Source organism: Caulobacter sp. SLTY, from assembly GCF_009905535.1.
Classification (GTDB): Bacteria; Pseudomonadota; Alphaproteobacteria; order Caulobacterales; family Caulobacteraceae; genus Caulobacter.
Genome location: NZ_JAAALA010000031.1, coordinates 1 through 25,508, shown reverse-complemented (window position 1 = coordinate 25,508; position 25,508 = coordinate 1). Strand labels below are relative to the sequence as shown.

Annotated in this window: 27 protein-coding genes and 1 tRNA gene; 22 read left to right on the top strand and 6 right to left on the bottom strand. The window is 68.0% G+C overall.

Going from position 1 to position 25,508, the window contains the following annotated elements; translation table 11 throughout:
- From GVN21_RS16215 to GVN21_RS16205, 3 genes are all read right to left on the bottom strand, one after another.
- Entirely contained in the window at positions 1–345 is a 345-nt protein-coding gene (locus GVN21_RS16215; RefSeq protein ID WP_166575778.1) for a metalloregulator ArsR/SmtB family transcription factor, read from the bottom strand.
- A complete protein-coding gene (locus tag GVN21_RS16210; RefSeq protein ID WP_166575777.1) occupies positions 342–809 on the bottom strand; it encodes a VOC family protein in 468 nt (155 codons plus the stop codon). Before GVN21_RS16210 ends, GVN21_RS16215 begins: the two co-directional genes overlap by 4 nt.
- 299 nt (positions 810–1,108) lie before the next feature.
- A complete protein-coding gene (locus GVN21_RS16205; RefSeq protein WP_205690126.1) occupies positions 1,109–2,338 on the bottom strand; it encodes an ectonucleotide pyrophosphatase/phosphodiesterase in 1,230 nt (409 codons plus the stop codon).
- A gap of 78 nt (positions 2,339–2,416) precedes the next feature.
- Here GVN21_RS16205 and GVN21_RS16200 point away from each other — a divergent pair, with 78 nt between their 5' ends.
- From GVN21_RS16200 to GVN21_RS16150, 11 genes are all read left to right on the top strand, one after another.
- Positions 2,417–3,319 carry an ABC transporter ATP-binding protein gene (locus GVN21_RS16200; protein ID WP_166575775.1) on the top strand — a complete coding sequence of 301 codons (903 nt, stop codon included), beginning with the start codon at positions 2,417–2,419 and terminating at the stop codon, positions 3,317–3,319.
- Positions 3,309–4,127, top strand: a complete 819-nt coding sequence (locus GVN21_RS16195) for a hypothetical protein (RefSeq protein ID WP_166575774.1) — start codon at positions 3,309–3,311, stop codon at positions 4,125–4,127. Before GVN21_RS16200 ends, GVN21_RS16195 begins: the two co-directional genes overlap by 11 nt.
- A gap of 69 nt (positions 4,128–4,196) precedes the next feature.
- Positions 4,197–4,493, top strand: coding sequence for a septum formation initiator family protein (locus tag GVN21_RS16190; RefSeq protein ID WP_166575773.1), 297 nt, complete (start codon positions 4,197–4,199; stop codon positions 4,491–4,493).
- Between the two features lie 76 nt (positions 4,494–4,569).
- Entirely contained in the window at positions 4,570–5,592 is a 1,023-nt protein-coding gene (gene pdhA, locus GVN21_RS16185; RefSeq protein ID WP_166575772.1) for a pyruvate dehydrogenase (acetyl-transferring) E1 component subunit alpha, read from the top strand.
- A complete protein-coding gene (locus tag GVN21_RS16180) occupies positions 5,592–6,989 on the top strand; it encodes a pyruvate dehydrogenase complex E1 component subunit beta (RefSeq protein WP_166575771.1) in 1,398 nt (465 codons plus the stop codon). The genes pdhA and GVN21_RS16180 overlap by 1 nt, the downstream gene beginning before the upstream one ends.
- Positions 6,986–7,399, top strand: a complete 414-nt coding sequence (locus tag GVN21_RS16175) for a GFA family protein (protein WP_346764281.1) — start codon at positions 6,986–6,988, stop codon at positions 7,397–7,399. Before GVN21_RS16180 ends, GVN21_RS16175 begins: the two co-directional genes overlap by 4 nt.
- Positions 7,392–7,730, top strand: coding sequence for a tRNA-binding protein (locus GVN21_RS16170; protein ID WP_166575770.1), 339 nt, complete (start codon positions 7,392–7,394; stop codon positions 7,728–7,730). The genes GVN21_RS16175 and GVN21_RS16170 overlap by 8 nt, the downstream gene beginning before the upstream one ends.
- Positions 7,731–7,775: 45 nt before the next feature.
- Positions 7,776–9,101 (top strand): pyruvate dehydrogenase complex dihydrolipoamide acetyltransferase, encoded by a 1,326-nt coding sequence (locus GVN21_RS16165; RefSeq protein WP_166575769.1) that lies wholly within the window; start codon positions 7,776–7,778, stop codon positions 9,099–9,101.
- 10 nt (positions 9,102–9,111) lie between these two features.
- The gene (locus tag GVN21_RS16160; protein WP_166575768.1) at positions 9,112–10,062 is read left to right on the top strand and encodes a DUF3667 domain-containing protein; all 951 of its coding nucleotides are present in this window, start codon (positions 9,112–9,114) and stop codon (positions 10,060–10,062) included.
- Between the two features lie 4 nt (positions 10,063–10,066).
- Positions 10,067–11,470, top strand: coding sequence for a dihydrolipoyl dehydrogenase (lpdA, locus tag GVN21_RS16155; protein ID WP_166575767.1), 1,404 nt, complete (start codon positions 10,067–10,069; stop codon positions 11,468–11,470).
- A gap of 47 nt (positions 11,471–11,517) precedes the next feature.
- On the top strand, positions 11,518–11,910 hold the full coding sequence (locus GVN21_RS16150; protein WP_205690125.1) for a GNAT family N-acetyltransferase: 393 nt from the start codon (positions 11,518–11,520) through the stop codon (positions 11,908–11,910).
- Here the strand turns inward: GVN21_RS16150 and phaC are convergent.
- Positions 11,907–13,862 carry a class I poly(R)-hydroxyalkanoic acid synthase gene (phaC, locus tag GVN21_RS16145; protein ID WP_166575765.1) on the bottom strand — a complete coding sequence of 652 codons (1,956 nt, stop codon included), beginning with the start codon at positions 13,860–13,862 and terminating at the stop codon, positions 11,907–11,909. The two genes, GVN21_RS16150 and phaC, sit on opposite strands and share 4 nt — an antisense overlap.
- A 75-nt stretch (positions 13,863–13,937) precedes the next feature.
- Here phaC and GVN21_RS16140 point away from each other — a divergent pair, with 75 nt between their 5' ends.
- From GVN21_RS16140 to GVN21_RS16090, 11 genes are all read left to right on the top strand, one after another.
- Positions 13,938–14,393, top strand: a complete 456-nt coding sequence (locus GVN21_RS16140) for a hypothetical protein (RefSeq protein WP_166575764.1) — start codon at positions 13,938–13,940, stop codon at positions 14,391–14,393.
- 118 nt (positions 14,394–14,511) lie between these two features.
- Positions 14,512–15,732 carry an LL-diaminopimelate aminotransferase gene (locus GVN21_RS16135; protein ID WP_166575763.1) on the top strand — a complete coding sequence of 407 codons (1,221 nt, stop codon included), beginning with the start codon at positions 14,512–14,514 and terminating at the stop codon, positions 15,730–15,732.
- A 9-nt stretch (positions 15,733–15,741) separates the two neighbouring features.
- Positions 15,742–17,031, top strand: a complete 1,290-nt coding sequence (locus GVN21_RS16130; RefSeq protein ID WP_166575762.1) for a homoserine dehydrogenase — start codon at positions 15,742–15,744, stop codon at positions 17,029–17,031.
- A gap of 119 nt (positions 17,032–17,150) precedes the next feature.
- The gene (gene glpX / locus GVN21_RS16125) at positions 17,151–18,101 is read left to right on the top strand and encodes a class II fructose-bisphosphatase (RefSeq protein WP_166575761.1); all 951 of its coding nucleotides are present in this window, start codon (positions 17,151–17,153) and stop codon (positions 18,099–18,101) included.
- Positions 18,101–19,894, top strand: coding sequence for a single-stranded-DNA-specific exonuclease RecJ (recJ, locus tag GVN21_RS16120; protein ID WP_166575760.1), 1,794 nt, complete (start codon positions 18,101–18,103; stop codon positions 19,892–19,894). Before glpX ends, recJ begins: the two co-directional genes overlap by 1 nt.
- A 64-nt stretch (positions 19,895–19,958) precedes the next feature.
- A tRNA-Glu gene (locus GVN21_RS16115) sits at positions 19,959–20,033 on the top strand.
- 172 nt (positions 20,034–20,205) lie between these two features.
- Positions 20,206–20,793 (top strand): cold-shock protein, encoded by a 588-nt coding sequence (locus GVN21_RS16110; protein ID WP_166575759.1) that lies wholly within the window; start codon positions 20,206–20,208, stop codon positions 20,791–20,793.
- Between the two features lie 27 nt (positions 20,794–20,820).
- Positions 20,821–21,321: a DUF192 domain-containing protein gene (locus tag GVN21_RS16105; protein WP_166575758.1), complete on the top strand. Its 501-nt coding sequence runs from the start codon at positions 20,821–20,823 to the stop codon at positions 21,319–21,321.
- Positions 21,314–21,745 carry a PaaI family thioesterase gene (locus GVN21_RS21405; RefSeq protein ID WP_166575757.1) on the top strand — a complete coding sequence of 144 codons (432 nt, stop codon included), beginning with the start codon at positions 21,314–21,316 and terminating at the stop codon, positions 21,743–21,745. Before GVN21_RS16105 ends, GVN21_RS21405 begins: the two co-directional genes overlap by 8 nt.
- Before the next feature lie 128 nt (positions 21,746–21,873).
- Entirely contained in the window at positions 21,874–23,610 is a 1,737-nt protein-coding gene (ilvD, locus tag GVN21_RS16095; protein WP_166575756.1) for a dihydroxy-acid dehydratase, read from the top strand.
- A 4-nt stretch (positions 23,611–23,614) separates the two neighbouring features.
- Positions 23,615–24,250 (top strand): LysE family translocator, encoded by a 636-nt coding sequence (locus tag GVN21_RS16090; protein WP_240902980.1) that lies wholly within the window; start codon positions 23,615–23,617, stop codon positions 24,248–24,250.
- Here GVN21_RS16090 and GVN21_RS16085 read toward each other — a convergent pair.
- Together GVN21_RS16085 and GVN21_RS16080 are read right to left on the bottom strand one after the other, a co-directional pair.
- Positions 24,247–24,564 (bottom strand): hypothetical protein, encoded by a 318-nt coding sequence (locus GVN21_RS16085; RefSeq protein WP_166575755.1) that lies wholly within the window; start codon positions 24,562–24,564, stop codon positions 24,247–24,249. The genes GVN21_RS16090 and GVN21_RS16085 overlap by 4 nt on opposite strands.
- Before the next feature lie 55 nt (positions 24,565–24,619).
- Complete coding sequence (locus GVN21_RS16080) at positions 24,620–25,303, bottom strand: NnrU family protein (protein ID WP_166575754.1); 684 nt, start codon at positions 25,301–25,303, stop codon at positions 24,620–24,622.
- Positions 25,304–25,508: the final 205 nt, after the last annotated feature.

Below are 25,508 nucleotides of genomic sequence, written 5' to 3'. Positions count from 1 at the left end.
TCAGTCCTGCTCCAGATGGGCCTTGAAGGCGGCCAGCTGGTGGGACCACATGCGCTCGGTCTGTTCCAGCCAGCGTATCAGATCGACCATCGGCTCGGCTCTCAGCTGATAGACGCGCACCCGCGCGTCGAATTCCGGATGGCTTTCCTCCACCAGCCCGGATTGGCGGAGGGTCTTCAGGTGTCGGCTCATCGCAGGCGGGGCCAGGCCGGTGGCCTGCGCCAGTTCCCCGGCCCGCCGCGGACGCTCGCGCAGGAGCTCGATCACCTGGCGGCGATGTGGGTCGGCGAGGGCGGCGAGGGTCGCGTCGATACGACCCTCCGTGCGTTTGGCGGCGGCAGTCATTCCTTGATGATGGTGGCCTTCAGGCCGGTGTCGCGATGCCAGTCCTCGGGGGAGGTCGTGCGCACGGTCTGGCCGACGGTCCAGATGTGGCCTTCGGGATCTTTGCAGCGGTAGGTGCGGTCGCCGTAGAACTGGTCCTCCGGCTCTTGGATAATGAGGGCGCCGGCCTTGCGGGCGCGTTCGCAGTGGGCGTCTATCGTGCCGTCTTCCGGCTCGACCTGGATGTGGACCGTCTGGGTCATCATGCCGCCGATTGAAGCCGGGCTCTTGTGCTCCTCGGTCCATTCGCTGCCGACCATGACCGCGCCGGTCCCGAACCGCATCTCGCTGTGGCCGACATTGCCGGCCTCGTCCTCGATGAGGAGGATGATCTCGAACCCGAAGGCGTCCTCGAGGAATTTGAGGGCGGCGCGGGGATCTCGGTAGCAGAGGGCGGAGACGAGGGCGGGGCGGGTCCAGGCCATGGGGCGGCGTCCTTGATTGCGAGTTGGGGAAATATTTCACAAAACATAAAACTATGTCAACCGCTGAACCGGGCCAGGCGAGCATAGGTCAGTCGCTCCCCCTCTGGGGGAGCTGGCTGGCGCCGATAGGCGACAGACTGAGGGGGCAGCGCCGGCGTTTCGCGTTGAGCATGAAGGCCGGCATCGACGGCCGCGCCAGAACGCTCCCGTCCTTGACAAGCCGGCGCCGCCCCCACCACCACGCGCGTATTCGCGCGCGGTCCCCCGCCCCCAAAGGGGGGCGGAACTGAACCCTGGTCCTAGCGCAGGATTCCCTTCGGCATCTCCCCATTGCCCTTCAGCGGCGTGACCCCGATCATCCGGGCCAGCAGGGGATAGACGTCGACGTTTTCCATCCCCGTGACCTTCACGCCCGGCCGCACGCTGGGGCCCCAGGCGATGAACAGGGCCGCCATCTCCGGGGCATTGGGGTCATAGCCATGAGCGCCGGTGACGCGGGTCGCGGGCTTGCGCTTGGCGACGCTTTCGGTGTCGCCGATGTACCATCCGACCTTCGCCAGGCAGACGATGGCCGGGACGCGGGCGTTGCGGCCATAGTGCAGGCGGGCCGGAATGTCGGCCTTGCGCCAGCAGGTCATGTGCGCGTGCTTGCGCAACAGCGCCGCCTCGCCGCGCTTCTCCTGGCCAGGGATAAGTTCGAACCCCGCGACTGCGCCGCCAGTGACCATGCGCGCCGCGCCGGGATCGGCCGCATCGGCGACGATCGTGTTGCCGACAGGGACGGGCGCCATGCCGTGGTCGGCGACGATCACCAGGTTGGCTGTGATGCCGCGGCTCTCGAGACCCTCCAGCAGCCGGGCGATGGCGGCGTCGACCTCGGCGACGGCCTTGTCGGTCTCCGGCGCGCCGGGGCCGTACCAGTGGCCGGCGGTATCGACGATATCGAAATACAGGGTGCCGAAGCGCGGCTTCACCACCGGGTCGGAGAGCCAGGTCAGCAGCTGGTCCACGCGCGCCGGCGCCGGCAGCTTCTGGTCGAACACCGCCCACAGGGCCGGACGAACGCCCTGGATGTCGGCCTCGGAGCCCGGCCAGAACATGGTGGCGGTGCGGATACCGGCCTTCTCGGCGGTGACCCACAGGGGCTCGGCCTGGTCCCACCAGCGGCGGTCGGTCACCGCCTCGCGCTTGCTGAGGGCGAAGCCGCCGGGGATGGCGGCGTCTTCCATGGTGTTGCCCACGATGCCGTGCCGATCCGGGCGCAGGCCGGTGACCAGGGTGTAGTGGTTGGGGAAGGTGACGCTCGGAAACGAGGGCTTCATGCCCTTGGGCGCCACGGCGCCTTCTTGCGCTAAGCGCCAGAGAGTCGGGGCTTTTTCCGGGGTCAGGTAATCTGGGCGGAAGCCGTCGATGGAAATCAGGATGGTGACCGGCGGGGGTGTGGCCGGCGGCTTGGACGTCACTGGGGGCGTGGTCGCGCAGGCGCCAAGCGCGAGGAACAGGCCGAAGATGAGTCCGAGCCGCCGCATGATCCTGCTCCGGATGATTGTCGTCTTGGCGACTCTGCCTGTGAGCGCCATAGTCATCGCCCAAGACAGGCCCATGACATGACCACGGCGCTACAGGCCATCGGCCTGACGAAGACTTTCGGCTCCAGCGGCGGCGCGGTCCAGGCCCTGGATCACTTCAGCCTCGATATTCCCCGCGGTGGCGTGTTCGGCGTGCTGGGGCCGAACGGCGCGGGCAAGTCGACGCTGTTCCGGCTGGCGCTGGGTCTGATCCGCCCAACCAACGGCGAGGTCCGGCTGCTGGGCGCCCCCGCCGGGGATGTCGGGGCCCTGCGCCGGATCGGCTCGGTGATCGAAACGCCGCGCTTTCATCCCTACCTGACGGCGCGCGAGACGCTGGTCATGCTGTCGACGCTCAGCGGGGTGAAGGATCCGCAGGTCGGCGTCTGGCTTGAGCGGGTGGGGCTGGCCGAGGCCGCCGATCGGCGCACCAAGGGGTTCTCGGTGGGGATGAAGCAGCGGCTCGGCCTGGCCGCCGCCCTGATCACCCGGCCGGAGGCGGTCATCCTCGACGAGCCGACCAGCGGCATGGACCCGGCCGGCATCATCGAGATCCGCGACCTGATCCGCCAGCTGGCCGACAAGGACGGGGTCACCGTCATCCTGGCAAGCCACCAACTGGACGAGGTGCAGCGGGTCTGCGACCGCGTGGCCTTCCTCGCCAAGGGCAAGGTGATCGGCTCCGGCTCGGTCGCCGAGATGACCAGCAGCAATGAGAAGCTGCGCCTGCTGGCGACTCCGCAAGCCACCGTGCTGGAAATCCTCGGCGCCCGTGGCCAGGTCGATGAAGACGCCGTGCTGGCCGACGTCACCCGGGCCCAGGCTCCGGACCTGATCCGCGCCCTGGCCCACAAGGGGGTGGATGTGGTCGAGGCCCGCTGGGTCGGCGGCGACCTGGAGCGGGCCTACTTCTTCCATATGGATGCCGGCCATGCTGACTGACGCGCTGAAGGCCGAGACCTACCGCCTGTGGCGGGATCGCGGGGCGGTGTTCTGGGGCTTCGCCTTCCCCGGGATCGGCGTCTTCCTGCTGGGCATCGTGGCCAGCCTGTTCATCCGCTTTGTCGCCAAGCAGCAGATGCCGGGCGCCATCAACCTGGGCAGCGACACCATCGGCGCCCTGGGCGGCGCCGGCTCGCCGATCACCCAGATTTTCTTCCTGATCGCGGCGGCGGCCATCTTCGGCACGGACTACCGGTGGGAGACCTGGCGTCTGGAGACGCCGCGCAACAGCCGGATCAACCTGATGCTGGCCAAGTTCGCCGCCTATGGCCTGGGGGTGTTCCTGGCCTTGCTCGGCATGGCCGTGGGCGGCCTGCTCAGCGGCCTGGTCCGGGCGGTGATCGAGACCTCGCCGATCGCTCCGTTCGACTTCGCCACCTGGCAGGCAGGATTCCTGCGGGGCCTAGTGGCCTCTTGGCTGGAGCTGATGGTGGTGGGGGTGATCACCGCGTTGCTGGCGGTGCTGACACGGACCAACGTGGCGGCGATCATCGTCACCCTGCTGCTGGCCTTCGCCCAGGCGATCATCATGGGGCAGGTGCGGATCGACCCGCGTGAGCCGCCCCTGGACGCCTTGGCCAGCTTTCCGGCCCTGGCCGCGAATGTGGTGCGGGGCGGGCCGGTGGATATCGGAGGGGCGACCGCCAATGGCGCGCCGGCGGCGGTCTTGATGCTGGTTCTCTGGATCGTCGTCTTCGGCGGGGCGGCCATCCTGTTGTTTCTTCGGCAGGAACTCACCCGCGAGTAGGGTTCCGTTAAGCATGACGGTGGGATTCTAGGGCTCCCGAAGTTCCTGGATTCAAACGCTTACAGCGCCATGCTCGCGCTCATCCGCCCCTACCTGCCGACGATCACCTGGCTGGGCCTGATCGTCTATTTCGTCTTCCACGGTCTGACCGGGGAGCTCGGCTGGCTATTGTCCAAGCAACGCCAGGCCGAACAGGCGCAACTTCACGAAAAGCTCAAGCGCACCGAGCAGGAACGGATGGACCTCGAAGCCCGGGCTCGGCTATTACGCGATGGCAGCCTTTCGCGGGACCTTTTGGAAGAACGCGCGCGTTCTGTCCTAGGCTTCGCGGACCCAAGGGATTATGTGATCCGTCTGCAGCCCTGAACCGGGTCGATCCTTTCGCCCCGGCTCGGCGCCGAGGGAAGGAAAGGCCGCTTGAGATCGGTCCAGGGAGAAATGCATGGCGCGGGCGAGTAAGGCCAAGGCACAGTCGGGGAGGGGCTCTGACACCGGTGTCACGGGCCGGGACCAGCTGCTGAAATACTATCGCGACATGCTGCTGATCCGCCGGTTCGAGGAACGGGCGGGGCAGCTGTACGGCATGGGCCTGATCGGTGGCTTCTGCCACCTCTACATCGGCCAGGAAGCCATCGCGGTCGGCATGGAGGCCATCCGCAAGCCCGGCGACCAGATCATCACCGGCTATCGCGATCACGGCCATATGCTGGCCGCAGGTATGGAAAGCCGTGAGGTCATGGCCGAGCTGACCGGCCGGTCGGGCGGCTCGTCAAAGGGCAAGGGCGGGTCGATGCACATGTTCTCGACGGAGGCCGGCTTCTACGGCGGCCACGGCATCGTCGGCGCCCAGGTCAGCCTGGGCACCGGGCTGGCGCTGGCCAACAAGTACAAGCAGAACGGCAACGTCGCGTTCGCCTACTTCGGCGACGGCGCGGCCAACCAGGGCCAGGTCTACGAGAGCTTCAACATGGCGGAGCTCTGGGACCTGCCGGTCGTCTATGTGATCGAGAACAACCAGTACGCTATGGGCACCTCGATCGAGCGCTCGGCGTCGGAGACGCGGCTGCACAAGCGCGGCATCTCGTTCCAGATCCCGGGCGAGGAAGTCGACGGCATGGATGTCGAGGCTGTGGCCGCCGCCGGCCTGAAGGCGGCCGAGCACGCCCGGTCGGGCAACGGCCCCTACATCCTCGAGATGAAGACCTATCGCTACCGCGGCCACTCGATGAGCGACCCGGCCAAGTATCGCACCAAGGAGGAGGTGGACGAGGTCAAGAAGACCCGCGACCCCATCGACCACCTGCGCGAGAAGCTGGACGCCGCCAAGGTGACCGAGGACGAGCTGAAGAAGATCGACGCCGAGGTGAAGGCCATCGTGGCCGACGCCGCCGAGTTCGCCCGCACCAGCCCCGAACCCGACCCGTCCGAACTCTACACCGACGTCTACCTGGAGGCGGCCGAGTAATGACCGACATCCTGATGCCCGCCCTCTCCCCGACCATGGAGGAGGGAACGCTCGCCAAATGGCACGTCAAGCAGGGCGATACCGTCAAGGCCGGCGACGTGATCGCCGAGATCGAGACCGACAAGGCGACCATGGAGGTCGAGGCTGTCGACGAGGGCGTGATCAGCGCCATCCTGGTCGAGGCCGGAACCGAGGGCGTGAAGGTCAATACGCCCATCGCCCAGCTGGACGGCGAGGAGGGGTCCGCCGCCGCACCAAAGGCCGAGGCGCCGGCCGAAGCGCCCAAACAGGAAGCCGCCGGTGATCCCGAGAAGAAGCCGGCCGAGGAGGCCAAGCCTCAGCCGGAGGGGGAGGGGCCCGCGCCCGTCGTTGCCAAGGTCGCGCTGAAGGACCCTGAGATTCCGGCCGGCGCCAAGATGGTCAAGATCACCGTGCGCGACGCCCTGCGCGACGCCATGGCGGAGGAGATGCGCCGCGACGAGACGGTGTTCCTGATGGGCGAGGAAGTCGCCCAGTACCAGGGCGCCTACAAGGTCAGCCGCGACCTGTTGCAGGAATTCGGCGACCGCCGGGTGATCGACACGCCGATCACCGAGCACGGCTTCGCGGGCCTCGGCGTCGGCGCGGCGATGGCGGGCCTAAAGCCCATTGTCGAGTTCATGACCTGGAACTTCGGCATGCAGGCCATCGACCAGATCATCAACTCCGCCGCCAAGACGCTCTACATGTCCGGCGGCCAAATCAAATCGTCGATCGTCTTCCGCGGCCCCAACGGCGCGGCCTCCCGCGTCGGCGCCCAGCACAGCCAGGACTACAGCGCCTGGTACGGCCAGGTGCCGGGTCTGAAGGTGGTCGCGCCCTATGACGCGGCCGATGCCAAGGGCCTGCTCAAGGCCGCCATCCGCGACCCCAACCCCGTCGTCTTCCTCGAGCACGAGATGATGTACGGCGTCGAGTTCGAGATCCCCGAGGTGGAGGACTGGATCGTCCCCATCGGCAAGGCCAAGGTCCGCCGTGAAGGCAAGGACGTCACCCTGACCGCCCACAGCCGCATGGTCGGCCTGGCGCTCAAGGCCGCCGAGGAATTGGCCGCCGAGGGCATCGAGGCGGAAGTCATCGACCTGCGCACCATCCGTCCCCTCGACCACGAGACCATCGTCGAGAGCGTCAAGAAGACCAACCGTCTGGTGAGTTGTGAGGAAGGCTGGGGTCCGATGGGCGTCGGCGCGGAGGTGGTGGCCCGGGTGATCGAGCACGCCTTCGACTACCTCGACGCCCCGCCGCTGCGGGTGCACCAGGAAGACGTGCCCCTGCCATACGCGGCCAACCTGGAAGCCCTGTCGCTGCCGTCGGTCGACAAGATCGTCAAGGCGGCCAAGGCGGTGAGCTACAAGTGACCCAGGCGTCGCACAGCTGGCATGCCGGCGGCTGCCACTGCGGCGCAGTGCGGTTCGAGGCGGCTCTGTCGGCTGTGGTCGAGGCGCAGAGCTGTAACTGCTCGATGTGCCAGAAGGTGGGCTTCGTCCATGTGATCGTACCGGAGAGCCGGTTCCGGCTGACAGCCGGCGCGAAGGCCATCACGACCTACAGCTTCAATACCGGCGTCGCCCAGCACACCTTCTGCAAGGTCTGCGGCGTGAAGGCCTTCTACCGGCCGCGCTCGAACCCAGACGGCTGGTCGGTCAACGCCCGCTGCCTGGACGATCTGGACGGCATCGACCTGCGCATCGAGGCGTTTGACGGCCAGAACTGGGAGGCGCACGGCGCATCCCTGGCGCACCTCTCCAGGGAGGACGTCCATGCCTGAGATCGTGCTCGACGACTTCCTGAAGGTCGACATCCGGGTCGGCGAGGTGATCGCCGCCGAGCCGTTCCCCGAGGCGCGCAAGCCCGCGATCAAGCTGCGCATCGATTTCGGCGGCGACATCGGGGTCAAGAAGTCCTCGGCCCAGATCGTCAGCAATCATCCGGTCGAGAGCCTGGTCGGTCGCCAGGTCCTGGCGGTGGTCAACTTCCCGCCGCGCCAGATCGGGCCTTTCATGTCCGAGGTGCTGACCCTGGGCGTTCCCGACGCCGACGGCGAGGTCATGCTGATCGGCCCCGACCGTCCCGTTCCCATCGGCGGAAGGCTCTATTGATGCGCCTTTCCCAGTTCCAAAGCAGAGCCAACAACGAGCCGCGCCATGTCCATTGAAATTCTGATGCCCGCCCTGTCGCCGACCATGGAGGAAGGCTCGCTGGCCAAGTGGCATGTGAAGCCCGGCGACACGGTGAAAGCCGGTGACGTGATCGCCGAGATCGAGACCGACAAGGCGACCATGGAGGTCGAGGCCGTTGACGAGGGCGTGGTCGAGGCCATCCTGGTCGACGCCGGGACCGAGGGCGTGAAGGTCAACACCCCCATCGCCCGCCTGGCCGGGGAGGGTGAGGCGCCCGCGCCGGCTCCCAAGGCTGAGGCCCCCAAGGCGGAAGCCAAGCCTGAACCCACGCCAGAGGCCGCCAAGGCGGCGCCCCCTCCCGCCGCCCCATCGCAGGCCGCTGGCGAGACCGGCGCCACCACCAAGGCGCCGGCGCCCGCCACGTTGAACGGCTCGGGCGACCGCATCTTCGCTTCACCGCTGGCCAAGCGGCTGGCTCAGGCCGCCGGGCTCGACCTCGCGGCCCTGAAGGGCAGCGGCCCGCACGGCCGCATCGTCAAGGCCGACGTCGACGCTGCCCGCGGCAAGGCTCCCGCCGAGGCGCCTTCCTTCCCCGGCGCGGCGCCCGCGTCCGCCCCGGCCCGCGCGCCGCAATCCCTGGCCCAGATGGGCATCCCCGACGGCAGCTACGACCTCGTCCCGCTCGACGGCATGCGCAAGACCATCGCCCGCCGGATGACCGATAGCTTCCGCGACATCCCCCACTTCCCCCTGACCATCGACCTGGAGATCGACGGCCTGCTGGCCGCGCGCTCCAAGATCAACGCCATGCTGGAGAAGGACGGGGTCAAGGTTTCGGTCAACGACTTGGTGATGAAGGCCGTGGCCGTGGCTCTCAAGCGGGTGCCGGAAGCCAACGCCAGCTACAGCCCCGAGGGGCTGGCCATGCACCACCACGCCGACATCGCCATGGCCGTGGCCATCGACGGCGGCCTGATCACCCCGATCATCCGCAAGGCCGACACCAAGGGCTTGGCCAAGATCGCTATCGAGGCCAAGGACCTCGCCGCCCGCGCCCGCGACCGCAAGCTGAAGCCCGAGGAGTTCCAGGGCGGCACCTTCTCGGTCTCCAACCTCGGCATGATGGGAATCAAGTCCTTCGCCTCGATCATCAACGAGCCGCAGGGCTGCATCATGAGCGTCGGCGCCGGCGAGCAGCGCCCCGTTGTGAAGAACGGCGAACTGGCCATCGCCACGGTGATGACCGTCACCCTGACCTGCGACCACCGGGTGGTCGACGGGGCCATCGGCGCGCGCTTCCTGCAGGTGTTCAAGTCGCTGATTGAAGACCCGCTGACCATGATCGTCTGAGGCCGGCGCCTTGCCGCCCGAGACCGCCAGCGAGAGGCTTTGCGACGACTGCGGATCGCCGCTGGTCGGGCGGTTCTGCCATGCCTGCGGCGAGGACAGCCAGCCGCCACGGAGGGAGCTGAAGTTCCTGTTTGCCGACGCGCTCGACAACATCTTCAGCTTCACCGAGCATGTTCCCCACACCCTGCGCGACCTGCTGCTCGATCCGGGCCGCATCCTGCGCGGCCTGCGGGACGGCGATCGCAAACGCTACCTCTCGCCGTTCAAGCTCTATGTCAGCGCCTCGCTGGTCTTCTTCCTGTTCCTGGGGATCACGGGCGTCAGCATGATGCAGTTCGAGGTGCGGCGCACCGATGGGCCGGTCGTCGTCTCGGAGCTTGCGGACGGCACGACGGAGATGAAGGGGTTCTACATCCAGGCCCGGACCCTGATGCCTGAAGACCCGGCCACGCCCCATCCCGAGGTCGCGGCCGCCCTGAAGAATGCCAGCAAAAATCTCGCCGACGAGGGTAACCGCGCCTTCCTCGCCGCGCTGCTGCTGGCGGTCGAGAAGCCGCAGGTGATCAATGACGATATCGCCACCTGGGCGCCCCGGGCCCTTTGGCTGCTGATGCCACTGTATGCCCTGATGATCTGGCCTCTCTACGGTCGGAGCACGCTGCTGGCCGACCACTTCATCTTTTCGCTCTGGGGCCACACGACCCTTTACCTGCTGATGATCGGGGGAGCGCTGTGGAACATGGCCGGGCCCAAGATCGGCCTCGGACTGGTGCTGCTCGCCTACCAAGTCTACCTGACCATCGGCCTCAAGACCTACTACGGGCGCAGCTGGTTCGGGGCGGTGGTCAAGGGCGGCCTGATCAGCGCCGCCTACACGGCCGTCTGGTTGGGGCTGAGCTTCGTCTTCTTCATCTGGCAGGCGCTGAAGTTCCTGCCGCCCGACTATTTCTTCACGGAGTGAACCGTTGAGCGATTTCGACGTGATCGTCATTGGCGCCGGCCCCGGCGGCTATGTGACTGCCATCCGCGCCAGCCAGCTGGGCCTGAAGACCGCCATCGTGGAGCGGGAGAACCTGGGCGGCATCTGCCTCAACTGGGGCTGCATCCCGACCAAGGCGCTGCTGAAGACCGCCGAGGTCTACGAGCAGCTGGGGCACCTTGAGGCCTATGGCCTGTCCGTGCAGGGCCGGTCGTTCGACTTCGGCAAGGTGGTCGAGCGCTCGCGCGGGGTGGCCAAGCAACTGACCGCCGGCGTCGCCTTCCTGATGAAGAAGCACAAGATCGAGGTCATCGAGGGGACTGCGAAGCTTGAGAAGGCGGCTGGCGCGCCCAAGGCGGTCGTGGCGTTGAAGGCCGGCGGCAGCCGCACGGTGACTGCCAAGCATGTCATCCTGGCCACCGGCGCCCGCGCCCGCACCATCCCGGCCATCGGCTTCGAACCGGACGGCGAGCGCATCTGGACCTACCGCGAGGCGCTGGTTCCCAAGAGCGCGCCCAAGAGCCTGGTGGTCATCGGCTCGGGCGCGATCGGCATCGAGTTCGCCAGCTTCTATCGGGCGCTGGGCTCGGAGGTGACGGTGATCGAGGCGCTGGACCGCATCCTGCCGGTCGAGGACGAGGAGATCTCCAAGGCCGCCCACAAGGCGTTCGAGAAGCGCGGCATCAAGTTCCGGGTTGCCGCCAAGGTGTCCAAGCTGGCCAAGAGCAAGTCCGGCGTCAGCGTCGATCTGGAAGTCGGCGGCAAGGCCGAGACCCTGGCCGCCGACGTGGCCATCGTGGCCATCGGCATCAGTCCCAACACCGACAACATGGGCCTGGAGACCCTGGGCCTGAAACTGGACCGCGGCCATGTGGCGACCGACAAGCACGGCGTCACCAACGTGCCGGGCCTCTATGCGATCGGCGATGTCGCCGGTGCTCCCTGGCTGGCCCACAAGGCGATGCACGAGGGTGTTCATTGCATCGAGTACATCGCCGGCTTCAAGACCCCCAACCTGACCGCCCCGATCCCCGGCTGCACCTATGCGACGCCGCAGGTCGCCTCCGTCGGCCTGACCGAAGCCGCCGCCAAGGCGGCCGGCCATGAGGTGAAAGTCGGCCGCTTCCCCTTCAAGGTGAACGGCAAGGCGATCGCCGCGGGCGAACTGGACGGGTTCGTCAAGACGGTGTTCGACGCCAACACCGGGGCCCTGCTCGGCGCCCACATGATCGGCCACGAGGTCACCGAGATGATCCAGGGCTATGCCATCGCCATGACCATGGAGGCGACGGAGGAAGACCTGTTCGCCACCGTCTTCCCGCACCCGACCATGAGCGAGGCCATGCACGAGGCGGCGCTCGACGCCTACGCCCGGCCGCTGCACATCTGATGATCCACCGGGCGAGGCCGGAGGACCGCGCGGCCCTGGTTGCGCTGATGAGCGAGAGCAATGGCTATGAGGCCCCGGCCGCGCGGGCGATGATCGCCGCCTTCGTTTCTCGCTGGACCTTCGCCCATGCCGATGAGGTCTGGCTGGACGAGGAGGACGGCGTGGCGATGGGCTTCTACCAGCTGATCCCGCACGAGGGTCCGGTCTGGGAACTCGACCTCTTCTTCACCGCCAATGCCGCCCAGGGGAAGGGCGTCGGACGGCGGCTGTTCGAGCATATGGCTAACAGGGCGAGGGCACTCGAAGCGACGGCCGTGGTGATCAGCTCGAACCCGCGGGCGGCTGAGTTCTACCGGCGGATGGGAGCGGTGGATGTCGGGGTGTCGCCCCCGATCGGGGAAATCACTTGGGAGCGGCCGAAGCTGCGGCTTGAGCTTTAGCTCCGCACCTTCACGAACGACCCCGGCGCATCCTCGATCGGCTTCAGCGGCCCCTTGGTCGGGTCCCGCGCCGGGACCATCTCGCCCGACCGCTCGTTGAGCCAGGCCGCCCAGTGGGGCCACCAGCTGCCCGGATGCTCCACGGCGCCGGCGACCCATTCCTCGACGGTGGCGGGCAGGGCGCTGTTGGTCCAGTGCTGGTACTTCCTGGCGTTGGGGTGGTTGATCACTCCGGCGATGTGGCCGCTGCCGGCCATGGTGAAGGTGACCGGCCCGCCGAACAGCTTGGCCCCGCGATAGATGCTGCGGAACGGGGCGATATGGTCCTCGCGGCTCGACTGAACGTAGATCGGCGTCTTCACCTTCGACAGGTCCAGCTTCACCCCATCCAGGGTCAGCTTGCCCTCCGCCAGGGCGTTATCCTTGTAGAAATTGCGCAGATAGAACAGGTGGAGCGCCTTGGGCATCCGCGTCTGGTCGCTGTTCCAGAACAGCAGGTCGAAGGGCTTGGGCTCCTTGCCCATCAGGTAGTTGTTCACGAAGAACGACCAGATCAGGTCGTTGCCGCGCAGGGCGTTGAACGTATCGGCCATCGACTTGCCGGGCAGGAAGCCGCCGGCCTTGTCCATCTGGGCCTCGATGTCCTTCAGCCAGCCCTCGTCGACGAAAAGCCGCAGGTCGCCGGCCTCGGCGAAGTCCTGTTGGGCGGCGAAGAAGGTGGCGGAATTGACCCGCTTGTCGCCCTTGGCGGCCATGTGGGCCAGGGCGCAGCTGAGCAGCGTACCGCCGATGCAGTAGCCGACGGTGTTCACCTTTTCGGTGCCGGCCTGCTTCATCACCTGGGCGGTGGCGTCGTAGATGCCCTCGACCAGGTAGTCCTCGAAGGTCTTGGCCGCGAGCTTTTCGTCGGGGTTCACCCAGCTGGTGACGAAGACGCTGAAGCCCTGGCCGGTCAGCCAGCGGATCAGGCTGTTATCGGGCCGAAGGTCGGTGATGTAGAACTTGTTGATCCAGGGCGTAAACAGCAGCAGCGGGATCTCCCGCACCTGCTCGGTCGTCGGATTGAACTGCAGCAGCTGCAGGATGTCGTTCTGGTAGATGACCTTGCCGGGCGCGGTGGCGACGTTCTCACCCACCACGAACTCGTCCATGTCGGTCTGGCTGATCGACAGCTGGCCGCCGCCGCGGGCCAGGTCCTCGGCGAACTGCTCCATCCCCCGCACCAGGCTCTCGCCGCCGGTGGCCACCGCCTCGCGCAGGGCGGCTGGGTTGCTCATCAGGAAGTTGGAGGGGCTGACCGCGTCGGTCAGCATCTTCATGAAGAACTCGACCCGTCGCTTCTCGAGCGGATCGACACCCTCGACCTCCGACACCAGCCCGTTCAGCCAGTTGGAGGTGAGCAGGTAGGACTGCTTCATCACGTCGAAGACCGGGTTGGCGCCCCAGTCCGGATCGTTGAACCGCTTGTCGCCCTTGGCGGGCGCGACAACCGGCTCGACCTGCTCGCCGGCCATCCGCTTGGCGGTGTTTTGCCAGAGGTCCAGATAGCGGGAGAAGAGATCCGCCTGGGCCCGCAGCATGCGGTCAGGCTCGCTGGCCAGCTTGCCCATCACCTGGGTCAGGGCCGGGCCGACGTGGAAAGGGTCGGTGTTCAGCGCCGCCGGGGCGTCGGCCTGGCGCAGGGCGGCCTCGGCGATGGCTCCCTGGGCGGTGATGGCGGCGCGGGCCAGGTTTGCCGACAGCTTCTCGAACTGCTCCCGCTGCTCGCGCGGTATGAAGGCGGCCGGATCCGGCAGGGAAGGGGCGTCGGCCTTCGGCGGCTCGGGCGCGGTCGCCTGGGCGGCGGCCTCCTTGCGGTCGGTCGGTGGAGCTTTCGGCTTGGCGGCCTTGACGGTCTTGGGCTTCGTGGCCTTCGGCTTGGTCGTCGAAGTGGTCGTCGTTGCCCGGGCCATGCACGGTATCCTCACCTGAAGGACGCTGAGCCGCCCTTTCGTTCGTCGCAATCATCGCATATGACCGGACTTAGGATGAACGGCCAACCCCGCGATTTGTTTTCCAGCACCGCGCTGGTTCTGCTCGGCGCGCTAGCGCTGGGCGCCCTCGCCTTGGGCGGATGCGCCAGCAGTTCGGTGTTCGACGAGGTGGCTGTCGATCCGAACTCCCCTGCCAAGGCTCAGATCGAAGCGGTCTTGGCCAAGCCCGGCAACTATCCCAGCTTCGCCGACATCCCGGCCCCGCCGACGGACCTGCCGGCCGCCGAAAGCTTCCGCACGGAGGTCGAGAGCCAGACCCTGGCCGGCCAGGCCGTGCGGGCCGACACCGCCCCGGAAACCTGGCAGCTCGACGCCAGCGAGGCCTTCGCCGAGCGGGCCCGCGCCGACACCGGCGACATCCGCGCCCCGACCGACGCCGAGATCGCCGAGTCCGAGGCCTTCGCCGCCGCCGCCCGTGCGCGAGCTAAGCCGCCCCCGTCGCCGAAGTAGGTCTCTACGGGCAGCGGGGGCATAATCTTCCAACAGCTGGCTTGGTTGAGCCCATCGCGTGGGCTATCCATGCTCAACACCCGCTCCCGCAGCGCCGATAGCGGCGCACGAGCCTGAAATGACGACCGATTTCCACCGTATCCGACGCCTGCCTCCCTACGTCTTCGAGGAGGTCAACAAGATCAAGGCCCGCCTGCGCGGCCAGGGGGTCGACATTATCGATTTCGGCATGGGCAACCCCGATATGCCGACCCCCAAGCACATCGTCGACAAGATGGTCGAGACGGCCCGTGATCCGAAGTCCGGCCGCTACAGCGCCTCCAAGGGCATTATCGGCCTGCGCCGCGCCATGGCCGGCTATTACGGGCGCCGTTACGGGGTGAAGCTGGACCCGGACCGGGAGGTGATCGCCACCCTCGGCTCCAAGGAGGGCTTCGCCAACCTGGCTAACGCCCTGACCGCCCCCGGCGACGTGATCATCTGCCCCAACCCGGCTTACCCGATCCACGCCTTCGGCTTCATCATGGCCGGCGGGGTGATCCGCCATGTGCCGGCCCTCTCGCCGGAAGAGTATCTCTCCGGTGTCGGCCGCGCGGTTCGCCACAGCGTGCCGCCGCCCAGCGTGCTGATCCTCAGCTACCCGTCCAACCCGACGGCCCAATGGGTCGACCTCGACTTCTACAAGGACGCCATCCAGCTGGCGAAGAAGCACGACCTGCTGGTCATCTCCGACGTCGCCTATTCGGAGATATATTTCGACGACAACCCGCCGCCGTCCGTGCTCCAGGTCGATGGCGCCAAGGATTGCGCGGTCGAGGTCAACAGTCTGTCGAAGACCTACGCCATGGCCGGCTGGCGGGTCGGGATGGTGGTCGGCAACGAGCGGATGTGCTCGGCCCTGGCGCGGGTGAAATCCTACCTCGACTACGGCGCCTTCACCCCGATCCAGGTGGCGGCCGCGGCGGCGCTCAACGGCCCGCAGGACTGCGTCGACGAGATCCGCGCCACCTACAAGAGCCGCCGCGACACTCTGGTGAAGTCGATGGCCCAGGCCGGCTGGGACATTCCCTCGCCCCCCGCCTCGATGTTCGCCTGGGCCCCGATCCCCGAACAGTTCAGGGAAGCGGGCTCGATGCTGTTCGCCAAGCTGCTAGTCGAGGAGGCCGGCGTGGCCGTCGCGCCGGGCGCCGGCTTTGGCGAATACGGCGAGGGCTATGTCCGCATCGGCCTGGTCGAGAACGAACAGCGCATCCGCCAGGCGGCCCGCAATGTGAAGAAGTTCCTCGCCAACTCCGGCGAGATCCTGGGCCGGGCGCACAATGCGCTGGCGGCTCAGTAGGGGATCGGCATGACACAGAAGACCTGGCGCATCGGCGTCGCCGGCCTCGGCACCGTGGGCGGCGGTCTGCTGCAGTTTCTCAGCGACCGGCCTGACTTTGCCCCCGCCGGCGACCGGGCGGTGGTCACGGCGGTCTCGGCTCGCAACCGCTCTCGGCCCCGGCCGGTCGATATCTCGGGCCTGGCTTGGTTCGACGACCCGGTGGCGCTGGCCTCCAGCCCCGACATCGACATCTTCGTCGAACTCGTCGGCGGCTCCGACGGCCCGGCCAAGGCGGCCGTCGAGGCGGCGCTGAAGGCCGGCAAGCCGGTGGTCACCGCCAACAAGGCGCTGATCGCCGAGCATGGCGCGGAACTCGCCGTCCTGGCCGAGACCGCCGGCGTCCCCCTGCTGTTCGAGGCCGCCGTCATGGGCGGCACCCCGGCGGTGAAGATGCTGCGCGAGGCGATGGTCGGGGACGACGTCTCGGCCCTGGCCGGCATCCTCAACGGCACCTGCAACTTCATCCTCAGCGAGATGGAGGCCAAGGGCCGGGGCTTCAAAGAGGTTCTCGCCGACGCCCAGGCGCTGGGCTACGCCGAGGCCGACCCGACCATGGACGTCGGCGGCTTCGACGCGGCTCACAAGATCAGCATCCTGGCCGCCTTGGCCTTCGGCTGCGCCCCCAACTACGCCGCCGCCGAGATCGAGGGGATCGACCAAGTCGAACAGCTCGACATCACCCTGGCCAAGGACCTCGGCTACCGCATCCGGCTGATCGCCTCGACCGAGAAGACCGATGATGGGGTGGCGGTGCGCGTGCACCCCAGCCTGGTCGCCTTCGGCCACCCACTCGCCGAGACGCGCGGCGCCACCAACGCCCTGTTCATCGAAGGCAGCCGGATCGGCCGCATCTTCCTGCAGGGGCCCGGCGCGGGCGCCGGTCCGACCGCCGCCGCCGTGGCCGCCGACATTGCAGACGTCATGACCGCCTCCCGCCGCCCGGTGTTCCAATCGCCGGCCGCGATCCTGGCCCCCTTCATCGCCGTGGCCCCGACCCGGCGGGTGGGCAAGGCCTACCTTCGCCTGCTGGTAAAGGACCAGCCCGGCGTGATCGCGGCGGTGTCCGAAACCCTGGCCGGCAGCGGCGTCTCCATCGACAGCTTCCTGCAGAAGCCAGTCGAGGACGCCGGCGGCGTGCCCATCGTGCTGACTACCCATGCGATTGCGGAGTCGGTCCTGACCGACGCCATTGATCGGCTGGAGCGGCTGGATGTGGTCATCGAGCGGCCGAGGCTGTTGCGGATCGCCCGTATCTGATTTGTCGCGAGCAATTCACGGGATTCGGGGCGATTCTTGCTCGCGCCGACTCCCGACAATGGCTAAACCCCCGCTCGGCCTCTAGAAAACACATCCGCAGGGCCGGGAGACGCTTTGATATGAGTTCTGAAACCCTCGACCGTGGGCTTGTGCTCGACGCCGTCCGCGTGACCGAAGCCGCCGCCATTGCCAGTTGGGCGCTCGTGGGCCGCGGCGACGAGAAGGCCGCCGACCAGGCCGCCGTCGACGCCATGCGCAATGCGCTCAACGATCTGGAGATCGACGGCGAGATCGTTATCGGTGAGGGCGAGCGCGACGAAGCCCCGATGCTCTACATCGGCGAGAAGGTTGGCAAGGGCGGCCCGCGCGTCGACATCGCCCTGGACCCGCTGGAAGGCACAACCCTGACCGCCAAGGCCATGGCCAACGCGCTGGCGGTGATGGCCTGGGCCCCGGCCGGCACCCTGCTGAACGCACCCGACACCTACATGGACAAGATAGCCTGCGGGCCGGGCTATCCGGAAGGCATCCTCGATCTGGACAAGACCCCGGCGCAGAACGTCGAGGCTCTGGCCGCCGCCAAGGGCGTGCCCGCCGACCAGATCACTGTCTGCGTCCTCGACCGCCCGCGCCACTCGGACATCATGGCCAGCCTGCGCAGCGTCGGCGCCCGCGTCTATCTGATCACCGACGGGGACGTGGCCGGGGTGATGAACACCGCCGATCCGGAAACCGGCGTCGACCTCTACATCGGCCAGGGCGGCGCCCCCGAAGGCGTGCTGGCCTGCGCGGCGCTGAAGTGCGTCGGTGGCCAATTCCAGGGCCGGCTGGTGTTCCGCAACGCCGATGAGAAGGCCCGGGCCGAACGGGTCGGGATCAGCGACTTCGACCGCAAGTACGACCTGAACGACATCGTCCGCGCCGACGCCATCTTCGTAGCCACCGGCGTCACCAAGGGCGCCCTGCTCGACGGCGTCACCTTCAAGGACGGCTTCGTTCACACCCACACCCTGGTGATGAACAGCTCCAGCCGCACGGTGCGCGAAGTGCGGATGAAACGCGCCCTCTAATGGCCGACGGCGCGCCAGCGCTGGACTTCCTGGGCGTCCGCAGGTCCCTGACCGGCCGGACCTGGCGCCGCCGCCCGGCCGACGAGGCGACGGTACGCGAGCACCAGCTGCGCCACGGCCTGTCGGAGCCCCTGGCCCGCGCCATCGCCGCGCGCGGCATCGGGGCGGAAGGGGGAGGGGACTTCCTCAACCCCACCCTCAAGGCTCTGTTTCCGGACCCCTCCTGCTTCGCCGACATGGACCTGGCGGCGCGCATCCTGGTCGATGCGGTGGAGTCCGGCCGCCCGACCACCGTGTTCGCGGACTATGACGTCGATGGCGCCTCCAGCGCCGCCCAACTGGTCCGCTGGTTCCGAGCCATGGGCCGCGACCTGCCGGTCTATGTGCCGGACCGTATCCTCGAGGGGTACGGCCCCAGTCCCGCCGCCTTCCGCAAGATCAAGGACAGCGGCGCCGACCTGGTGATCACCGTCGACTGTGGAGCGGCCGCCCACGATGCTCTGCATGAGGCCGCCCGAATCGGCCTCGATGTGGTGGTGATCGATCACCACCTGATGAAGGGCGACCCGCCGCCGGCGGCTGCCCTGGTCAACCCGAACCGTCCCGACTGCGCCTCCGGTCAGGGCCACCTGGCGGCCGCGGGGGTGGTATTCGTGTTGCTGGCCGCCCTCAACCGCGAGGCTCGCAAGCGCGGCCTGACGCCACCTGACGTCATGCAGTGGCTGGACCTCGCCGCTATGGGCGCGGTCTGCGACGTCACCTCGCTGACCGGCTTCAACCGCGCGCTGGCCGCCCAGGGTCTGCGGGTCATGTCAGGCTGGCGCAATATTGGGCTGAAGGCCTTGCTCGACGTCGCCAAGGCCCAGGGGCCGGCCACCAGCTTCCATGCCGGCTGGATCCTCGGCCCCCGCATCAACGCCGGCGGCCGCATCGGCCGCGCCGACCTCGGGGCCCGGCTGCTGTCCACCGAGGATCCGGAGGAGGCCTCCGCCCTGGCCCAGGAGCTCGACGCCCTGAACGCCTCCCGCAAGGAGGTCGAGCGGGCGGTGATCGACGAGGCCGTCGCGATGATCGAGCAGGCCAGCAATTTCGACCCCGAAGCCCCGGTTATTGTGGTCGCGGGCGACGGCTGGCACCCCGGCGTGGTCGGCATCGCCGCAGGCCGATTGCGCGAGCGGTATCGCAAGCCGGTGATCGTGATCGGGGTCGACCGCCCCGCCGACATCGGCAAGGGTTCCGGCCGCTCCCAACCGGGGGTCAACCTCGGCCGGGCGGTTCAGGCCGCCTATGATGAGGGTCTGCTGCTGGCCGGCGGCGGCCACGCCATGGCGGCCGGTCTGACCGTGCGCCCGTCCGGCGTGCCGGAACTTCGTGATTTCCTTGCCGACCGTCTGGCCGGGGAGATGATCGACGCCGCCGCCCAGGATGCGGTGGAGATCGACGCCCTGCTGGCCCCCGGCGGGGCCACGCGCGCGCTCTACGAGGATTTCCAGCGCCTGGCCCCCTACGGTCCCGGCAATCCCGAACCCCTCTTCGCCGTGGCCGACGCCCGAATCGAGCGGCCGATCGCCATGCGCGGCGGCCATATCCGGGTGACTCTTGTCGATTCGGCCGGCGCCCGGCTCAAGGCCGTCGCCTGGCGTGCGGGCGAGACGGAAATGGGCCAGCGGCTGCTAGCCGGCGGGGGCGGGGTGCATGTCGTCGGCAGGCTGAAACCCGATGATTGGCAGGGCCGGGAGGGGGTTGAGCTGGAGATCGAGGACGTCGCCGATCCGCGCAAAGCCGTCGAATGATGTTTTGTTTTTCGAGGGGTTGCGCCCCTCCGACAGGTTGGCTATATCGCCGCTTCCTCGCCGCGCGCCCTTCGTCTATCGGTTAGGACCCCAGATTTTCAATCTGGTAAGAGGGGTTCGATTCCCCTAGGGCGTGCCACGAGGGCTTCCCTAAAAACTGGCGCCTACCCGGTTCGGGTGCGGCGGAGTGTCGCGAAACCGCGATTCTGCCCTCGGTGCGTGGAAAACAGTGATTGACGGCTCACCTCACAGGAGAACATTGTTATTCTTGAGGCGCTTGGCTTGTGGTTTTGGCTGGGCGGGGGAGAGTGATGTCGAGTCTCGAAATGCATACCGAGGATGCTCACGACGACGCCGTGAGGATCAGCGGAAGAATCAAATGGTTCGACCTGGGCAAGGGCTACGGCTTCATTTTGCCCGATGACCCGGATGTCACCGATGCGCGCGATGTGCTGCTGCACGTGACTTCGCTACGCAATCTGGGCCGTGATTCTGTCCTTGAGGGATCTCTGATCGTCTGCGATGCGGTCAAGCGGCCGAAAGGCTGGCAGGTCACCGACATCCTCGAACTCGACGAGAGCGCCGCCCCGCCACCGCTCGAACGACCTCGCCGCTTCGACGAGCCGCGTGCGGGCCGGTTAGGCGGCGCGCGCGAGTCGCGCCAGCGCGCCACCATGGTGGTCCCCGAGGGCCCTATGGAGCGCGCCACCGTCAAATGGTTCAACCGCACCAAGGGCTACGGTTTCGTAGTGCGCGACGACGCGCCCGGCGATATCTTCGTCCACATCGAGACCCTGCGCCGCAGCGGCCTCGATGACCTGCAGCCCGGGGAAACCGTCATGGTGCGCTTCGCCGAAGGGCCCAAGGGTCTGGTCGTGGCCCAGATCGAGGCGTCCTGAACGCCTCCGGTTCGGAGAGTTCGCTTCGTGTCATTGCTTTCCCGTTACGGCCGCGCCTTGTTGCTGGCTGCGGCCCTCGGCGTCGCCGCCCCATCGCTGAGCGCCTGCAAGGCCAGTCCGGCCGCAGAGGCCGAAAAGCCGATCTCACCGCTGGAGACCCTCACCATTCGCACCGCCAGGGGCGAGGTGAAGTTCCAGGTTGAGATCGCGGACGATGACGCGGAACGCCAACATGGCCTGATGGACCGCAAGTCGCTCGCCCCCGATCGCGGCATGCTGTTCGACTTCGAGGAGGAGCGCGAGCAGGCCTTCTGGATGAAGAACACCCTGATCCCGCTCGACATCATCTACATTGCCGAGGATGGGACCATCGTCTCGATCGCCGCCATGACCACCCCGATGTCGGAGCAGTCGATCCCCTCCAATGGCCCCGCATCGGGCGTGCTGGAGATCGCCGGCGGTCGGGCGGGCGAACTGGGCCTCGCGCCGGGCGACAAGGTGACCCACCGGATCTTCACCGGTGGCTGACGACGAGGTCATCCCGCCGCCGCCCGAAGGGTTCTCCCACTCGCCCCGCGGCCCCTACACCACTCACAACGGTCCGATGTTCCACCGGAACAACGCCGACGGGACCTATGAGCACGCCTTCTTCGTGCTCCCACGCCACTGCAACGGCATGGGCTTCGCCCACGGCGGCATGATCGCGACCTTTATGGACGGCGTGCTGGCCCGCGCGGTCCACGGCGCCACCGGCGGCCATGCGGCTGTTACGGTGCACCTGTCCCTCGACTACCTGAGCGCCGGACGGCGCGGCGAATGGCTGTTCGGCGACGGCCGGGTCACCCGCGAGACCCGTGACCTGGTCTTCGTCGAGGGCCGCATCCACGCCGGCGAGCGCGACGTCGCCCGCGCCACGGCCATCTTCAAGCCCCTCCGCCGCAAGATGCCCTGAGGCCTGCGGGGTCGAAGCTTGCGTCCTGGGAGCGCTGGCGCCTTTTGCAGCGCAATATTTTTCCGCCTTTGGCCCTTCCGCGCCCCCGCCGATTGCGATAACCCGCCAGCAGAGTGGAGGAGGCGTCAATGGCCCGGAAACCCGACGGATCGTGGGATAAATCCAACCTGCCCAGCCGGCATGTGACCGAGGGGCCGGCGCGCTCGCCGCACCGGTCCTACTATTATGCGATGGGCCTGGGGACGCGGGAGATCAACGCGCCGTTCGTAGGGGTGGCCAGTTGCTGGAACGAGGCGGCGCCCTGCAACACCGCCCTGATGCGTCAGGCGCACGCGGTGTCGGAAGGGGTGAAGAAGGCCGGGGCGACCCCGCGCGAGTTCTGCACCATCACGGTCACCGACGGCATCGCCATGGGCCATGAGGGCATGCGCAGCTCGCTGGTCAGCCGCGAGGTCATCGCCGACTCGGTCGAGCTGACCATGCGGGGCCACAGCTACGACGCCCTGGTCGGGGTGGCCGGCTGCGACAAGTCGCTGCCCGGGATGATGATGGCCATGCTGCGGCTCAACGTGCCCAGCGTCTTTCTGTACGGCGGCTCGATCCTGCCCGGTCGCTGGAAGGGCAAGGACGTCACCGTGGTCGACGTCTTCGAGGCGGTCGGCCAGCATTCGGCCGGCAACCTGCCGGACGAGGAGCTGGCGGGTCTGGAGCGGGTGGCCTGTCCGGGCGACGGCGCCTGTGGCGGCCAGTTCACCGCCAACACCATGGCCTGCGTCTCCGAGGCCATCGGCCTGGCGCTGCCGCTGTCGGCCTCGCTGCCGGCCCCCTACCTGGACCGGGACGCCTATGCGGTGGCCAGCGGCGAGGCGGTGGTGCGGTTGATCGAGCAGAACATCCGGCCGCGCGACATCTGCACCCGCAAGGCGTTCGAGAATGCGGCCGTGGTGGTGGCCGCCACCGGCGGCTCGACCAACGGCGGCCTGCACCTGCCGGCCATGGCCCATGAGTGCGGCATCGACTTCACCTTGGCCGACATGGCCGAGATCTTCAAACGCACCCCCCACCTGGCCGACCTGAAGCCCGGCGGCCGCTATGTGGCCAAGGACATGGGCGAGGCGGGCGGCATGCCGATGCTGCTGCGCACCCTCCTGGACGGCGGCTACATCCACGGCGACTGCCTGACGGTGACCGGCAAGACCATCGCCGAGAACCTGGAAGGCGTGGTGTTCAACGAGAACCAGGACGTCATCCGCCCTTACACCAACCCCCTGTCGCCGACCGGCGGCGTGGTCGGGCTCTGGGGCTCGTTGGCTCCCGACGGCGCCATCGTCAAGGTGGCGGGCATGACCTCCCACCGGGCCCATCGCGGGCCGGCGCGGGTGTTCGATGGCGAGGAAGCCTGTTTCGCCGCCGTCGAGCGCGGCGACTATGCGGACGGCGATGTGCTTGTGATCCGCTACGAGGGGCCGCGCGGCGGGCCGGGCATGCGCGAGATGTTGTCGACCACCGCCGCCCTGGCCGGACAGGGCCGGGGCGACAAGGTGGCCCTGGTCACCGATGGCCGCTTCAGCGGCGGCACCCGAGGCCTCTGCATCGGCCACGTCGGCCCTGAAGCCCAGGCCGGTGGCCCAATCGGCTTGGTACAGGACGGCGATATCATCGCGATCGACGCCGACGCGGGGACCATCGAGCTGGAAGTCGGGGCCGATGAACTCGCCCGCCGCAAGGCTGAGTGGAAGCCGCGCCAGACCGCCTACGGGTCCGGCGCCCTGTGGAAGTTCGCGCAAGGCGTCGGTCCGGCCCACCTGGGCGCGACGACCCACCCGGGCTTCGCGGGCGAGCGGCACGTCTACGCGGACATATAGCGCTTTGTCCTCGCCCATCGACCCGGCTGTGCTGCCGGCCTTTCTCGGGGCGATGGTGCTGGTCGAGCTGACGCCGGGGCCGAATATGGGCTACCTCGCCGCCTTGTCGGCGGAGCGGGGGCGGGCAGCCGGTTTCGCGGCGGTGCTGGGGGTTCAGCTGGGTCTGCTGGCCTATCTCCTGGCCACCTTGCTCGGACTCACCGAACTGATGCTGGTCTGGCCGGCGGCCTACGAAGCCCTTCGCTGGGCGGGGGTAGCCTATCTGCTGTGGCTGGCTTGGGACGCCTGGCGTGGCGCCGAGGCCGGGCCGGACGCGCACGTCCTGCCGCCGGCCTCGATGGCCCGTCTGGTCTGGCGGGGCTTTCTGGCCAATGTGCTCAACCCCAAGGCGGCGTTGTTCTACGTCACCCTGTTGCCGGCCTTCATCCGGCCGGGCTTCGCGCCGACGGGGTGGCAGATCGCCCTGTTCGGGGCCGGCCATCTGGCGGTCAGCGCGGCCGTGCACGGCCTGATCGTTCTGGGCGCGGCCAGGGCCGGGACTTTGGCTTCGCGGGCGGCAGGGAGCGTCAGATTGCGCCGGACGATGGCCGTCGGTATCGCCCTGATCGCCGCCTGGCTGGCCTGGTCGACCCGGCGCTAGTCGTCCTTCGACTGCGCCTTGCGCGCCTGGGCGTCCTGCGCCTTTTCGAAGTCGCTCGCCGGGACAGCGCGCTTGTCGAGCTCGTTTTCTGGCTCGGTGAGCTTGACCGAGATCTGGTCGCCGCTGGCCTTGGGCGCGGCGACGCCGATCTCGCGCACCGGCTTGTCGGCCTGTTTGGCGTAGTAGTCGGCCTGTTCCTGGTCGGTGACCACACCGTCCTTGTTGGTGTCGGCCGGCTTGGTCAGCTTCAGCGACTGGGCGGCGGCCGGCATGGCGGCCAGCACGGCGGCGGCGGCCAGAATAGCGATACGCATCGGTTAGATCCCCCTTACTCGATGCTGGGGAGAGTGCCCGCCCCCGCTGCGCCGATCAAGGCAGGGCAGGGACCCCGAAGATCATCCCGTGGCCCCACAGCAGCGCGGCCCAAACCGCCACGGCGGCCAGCAGGCGCCACCAGCCGATCTCCAGCAGCCTGAAAGGCTGGCGGCCATGAACCACCGCGGCGAAAGGGATGTTCGCGGTCTGGGCGACGAAGGCGTCGTAGTCTGCGCCCAGCTTGGCGCGGCGCTTGGCGTCGATGCTGTAGGTCCCGGAGATCGCCAGCAGGGCCATGGAGCCGAAAAGCACCACGCTGGGCGTATCCCCGTTGACCAGGAGATGGCCCGCCGCCCAGATCGCCACACCCCACAGGAAGGGGTGGCGGGTGATGCGCAGGATGCCGGTGACCGGGCGGCCAAGCGCGCCTTCCTGTTTGACGCTGGTCGGGTTGGGGCTGAGCAGGCCCGGCACAACGAACAGCAGGGCCACAAGCTGGATGCCGGCCTGAAGCCAATGCCCAACTTCGGCGGGCGCCGCCCACCAGACCGCGCCTTCTCCCCGAGCCGCGCCGTAGGCCATCGACAACCAGACGATGGCGCCCAGGGAGGCCAAGGAAAACAGCCCCATGTAGGCGTTCTCGCCGATCACCCTGACGATGCCGGCGCGAACGCGTGTGCCGGCTATCAACAGGTGCATCAGAACGAATACCGCGGCGGCGGCAAACAGCATGGTCATGGCGTGGCCTCCCTTCAACAGGGGAAGACTGCTCGCTATAATTTACGCTGTCAATTATGTTTCGGATCGTCGAACAGGTCGGGTGCGGCGTCGCTCTCATCCTCTTCCCAGGGCGGATCCTCGTCGATCTCCTCAGGCTCAGGCCGCGCGGCTGCGCGGGCCACCTTGGGCGGCGGGGGAGGCGGGGCGGCCGAGACCACGGCGC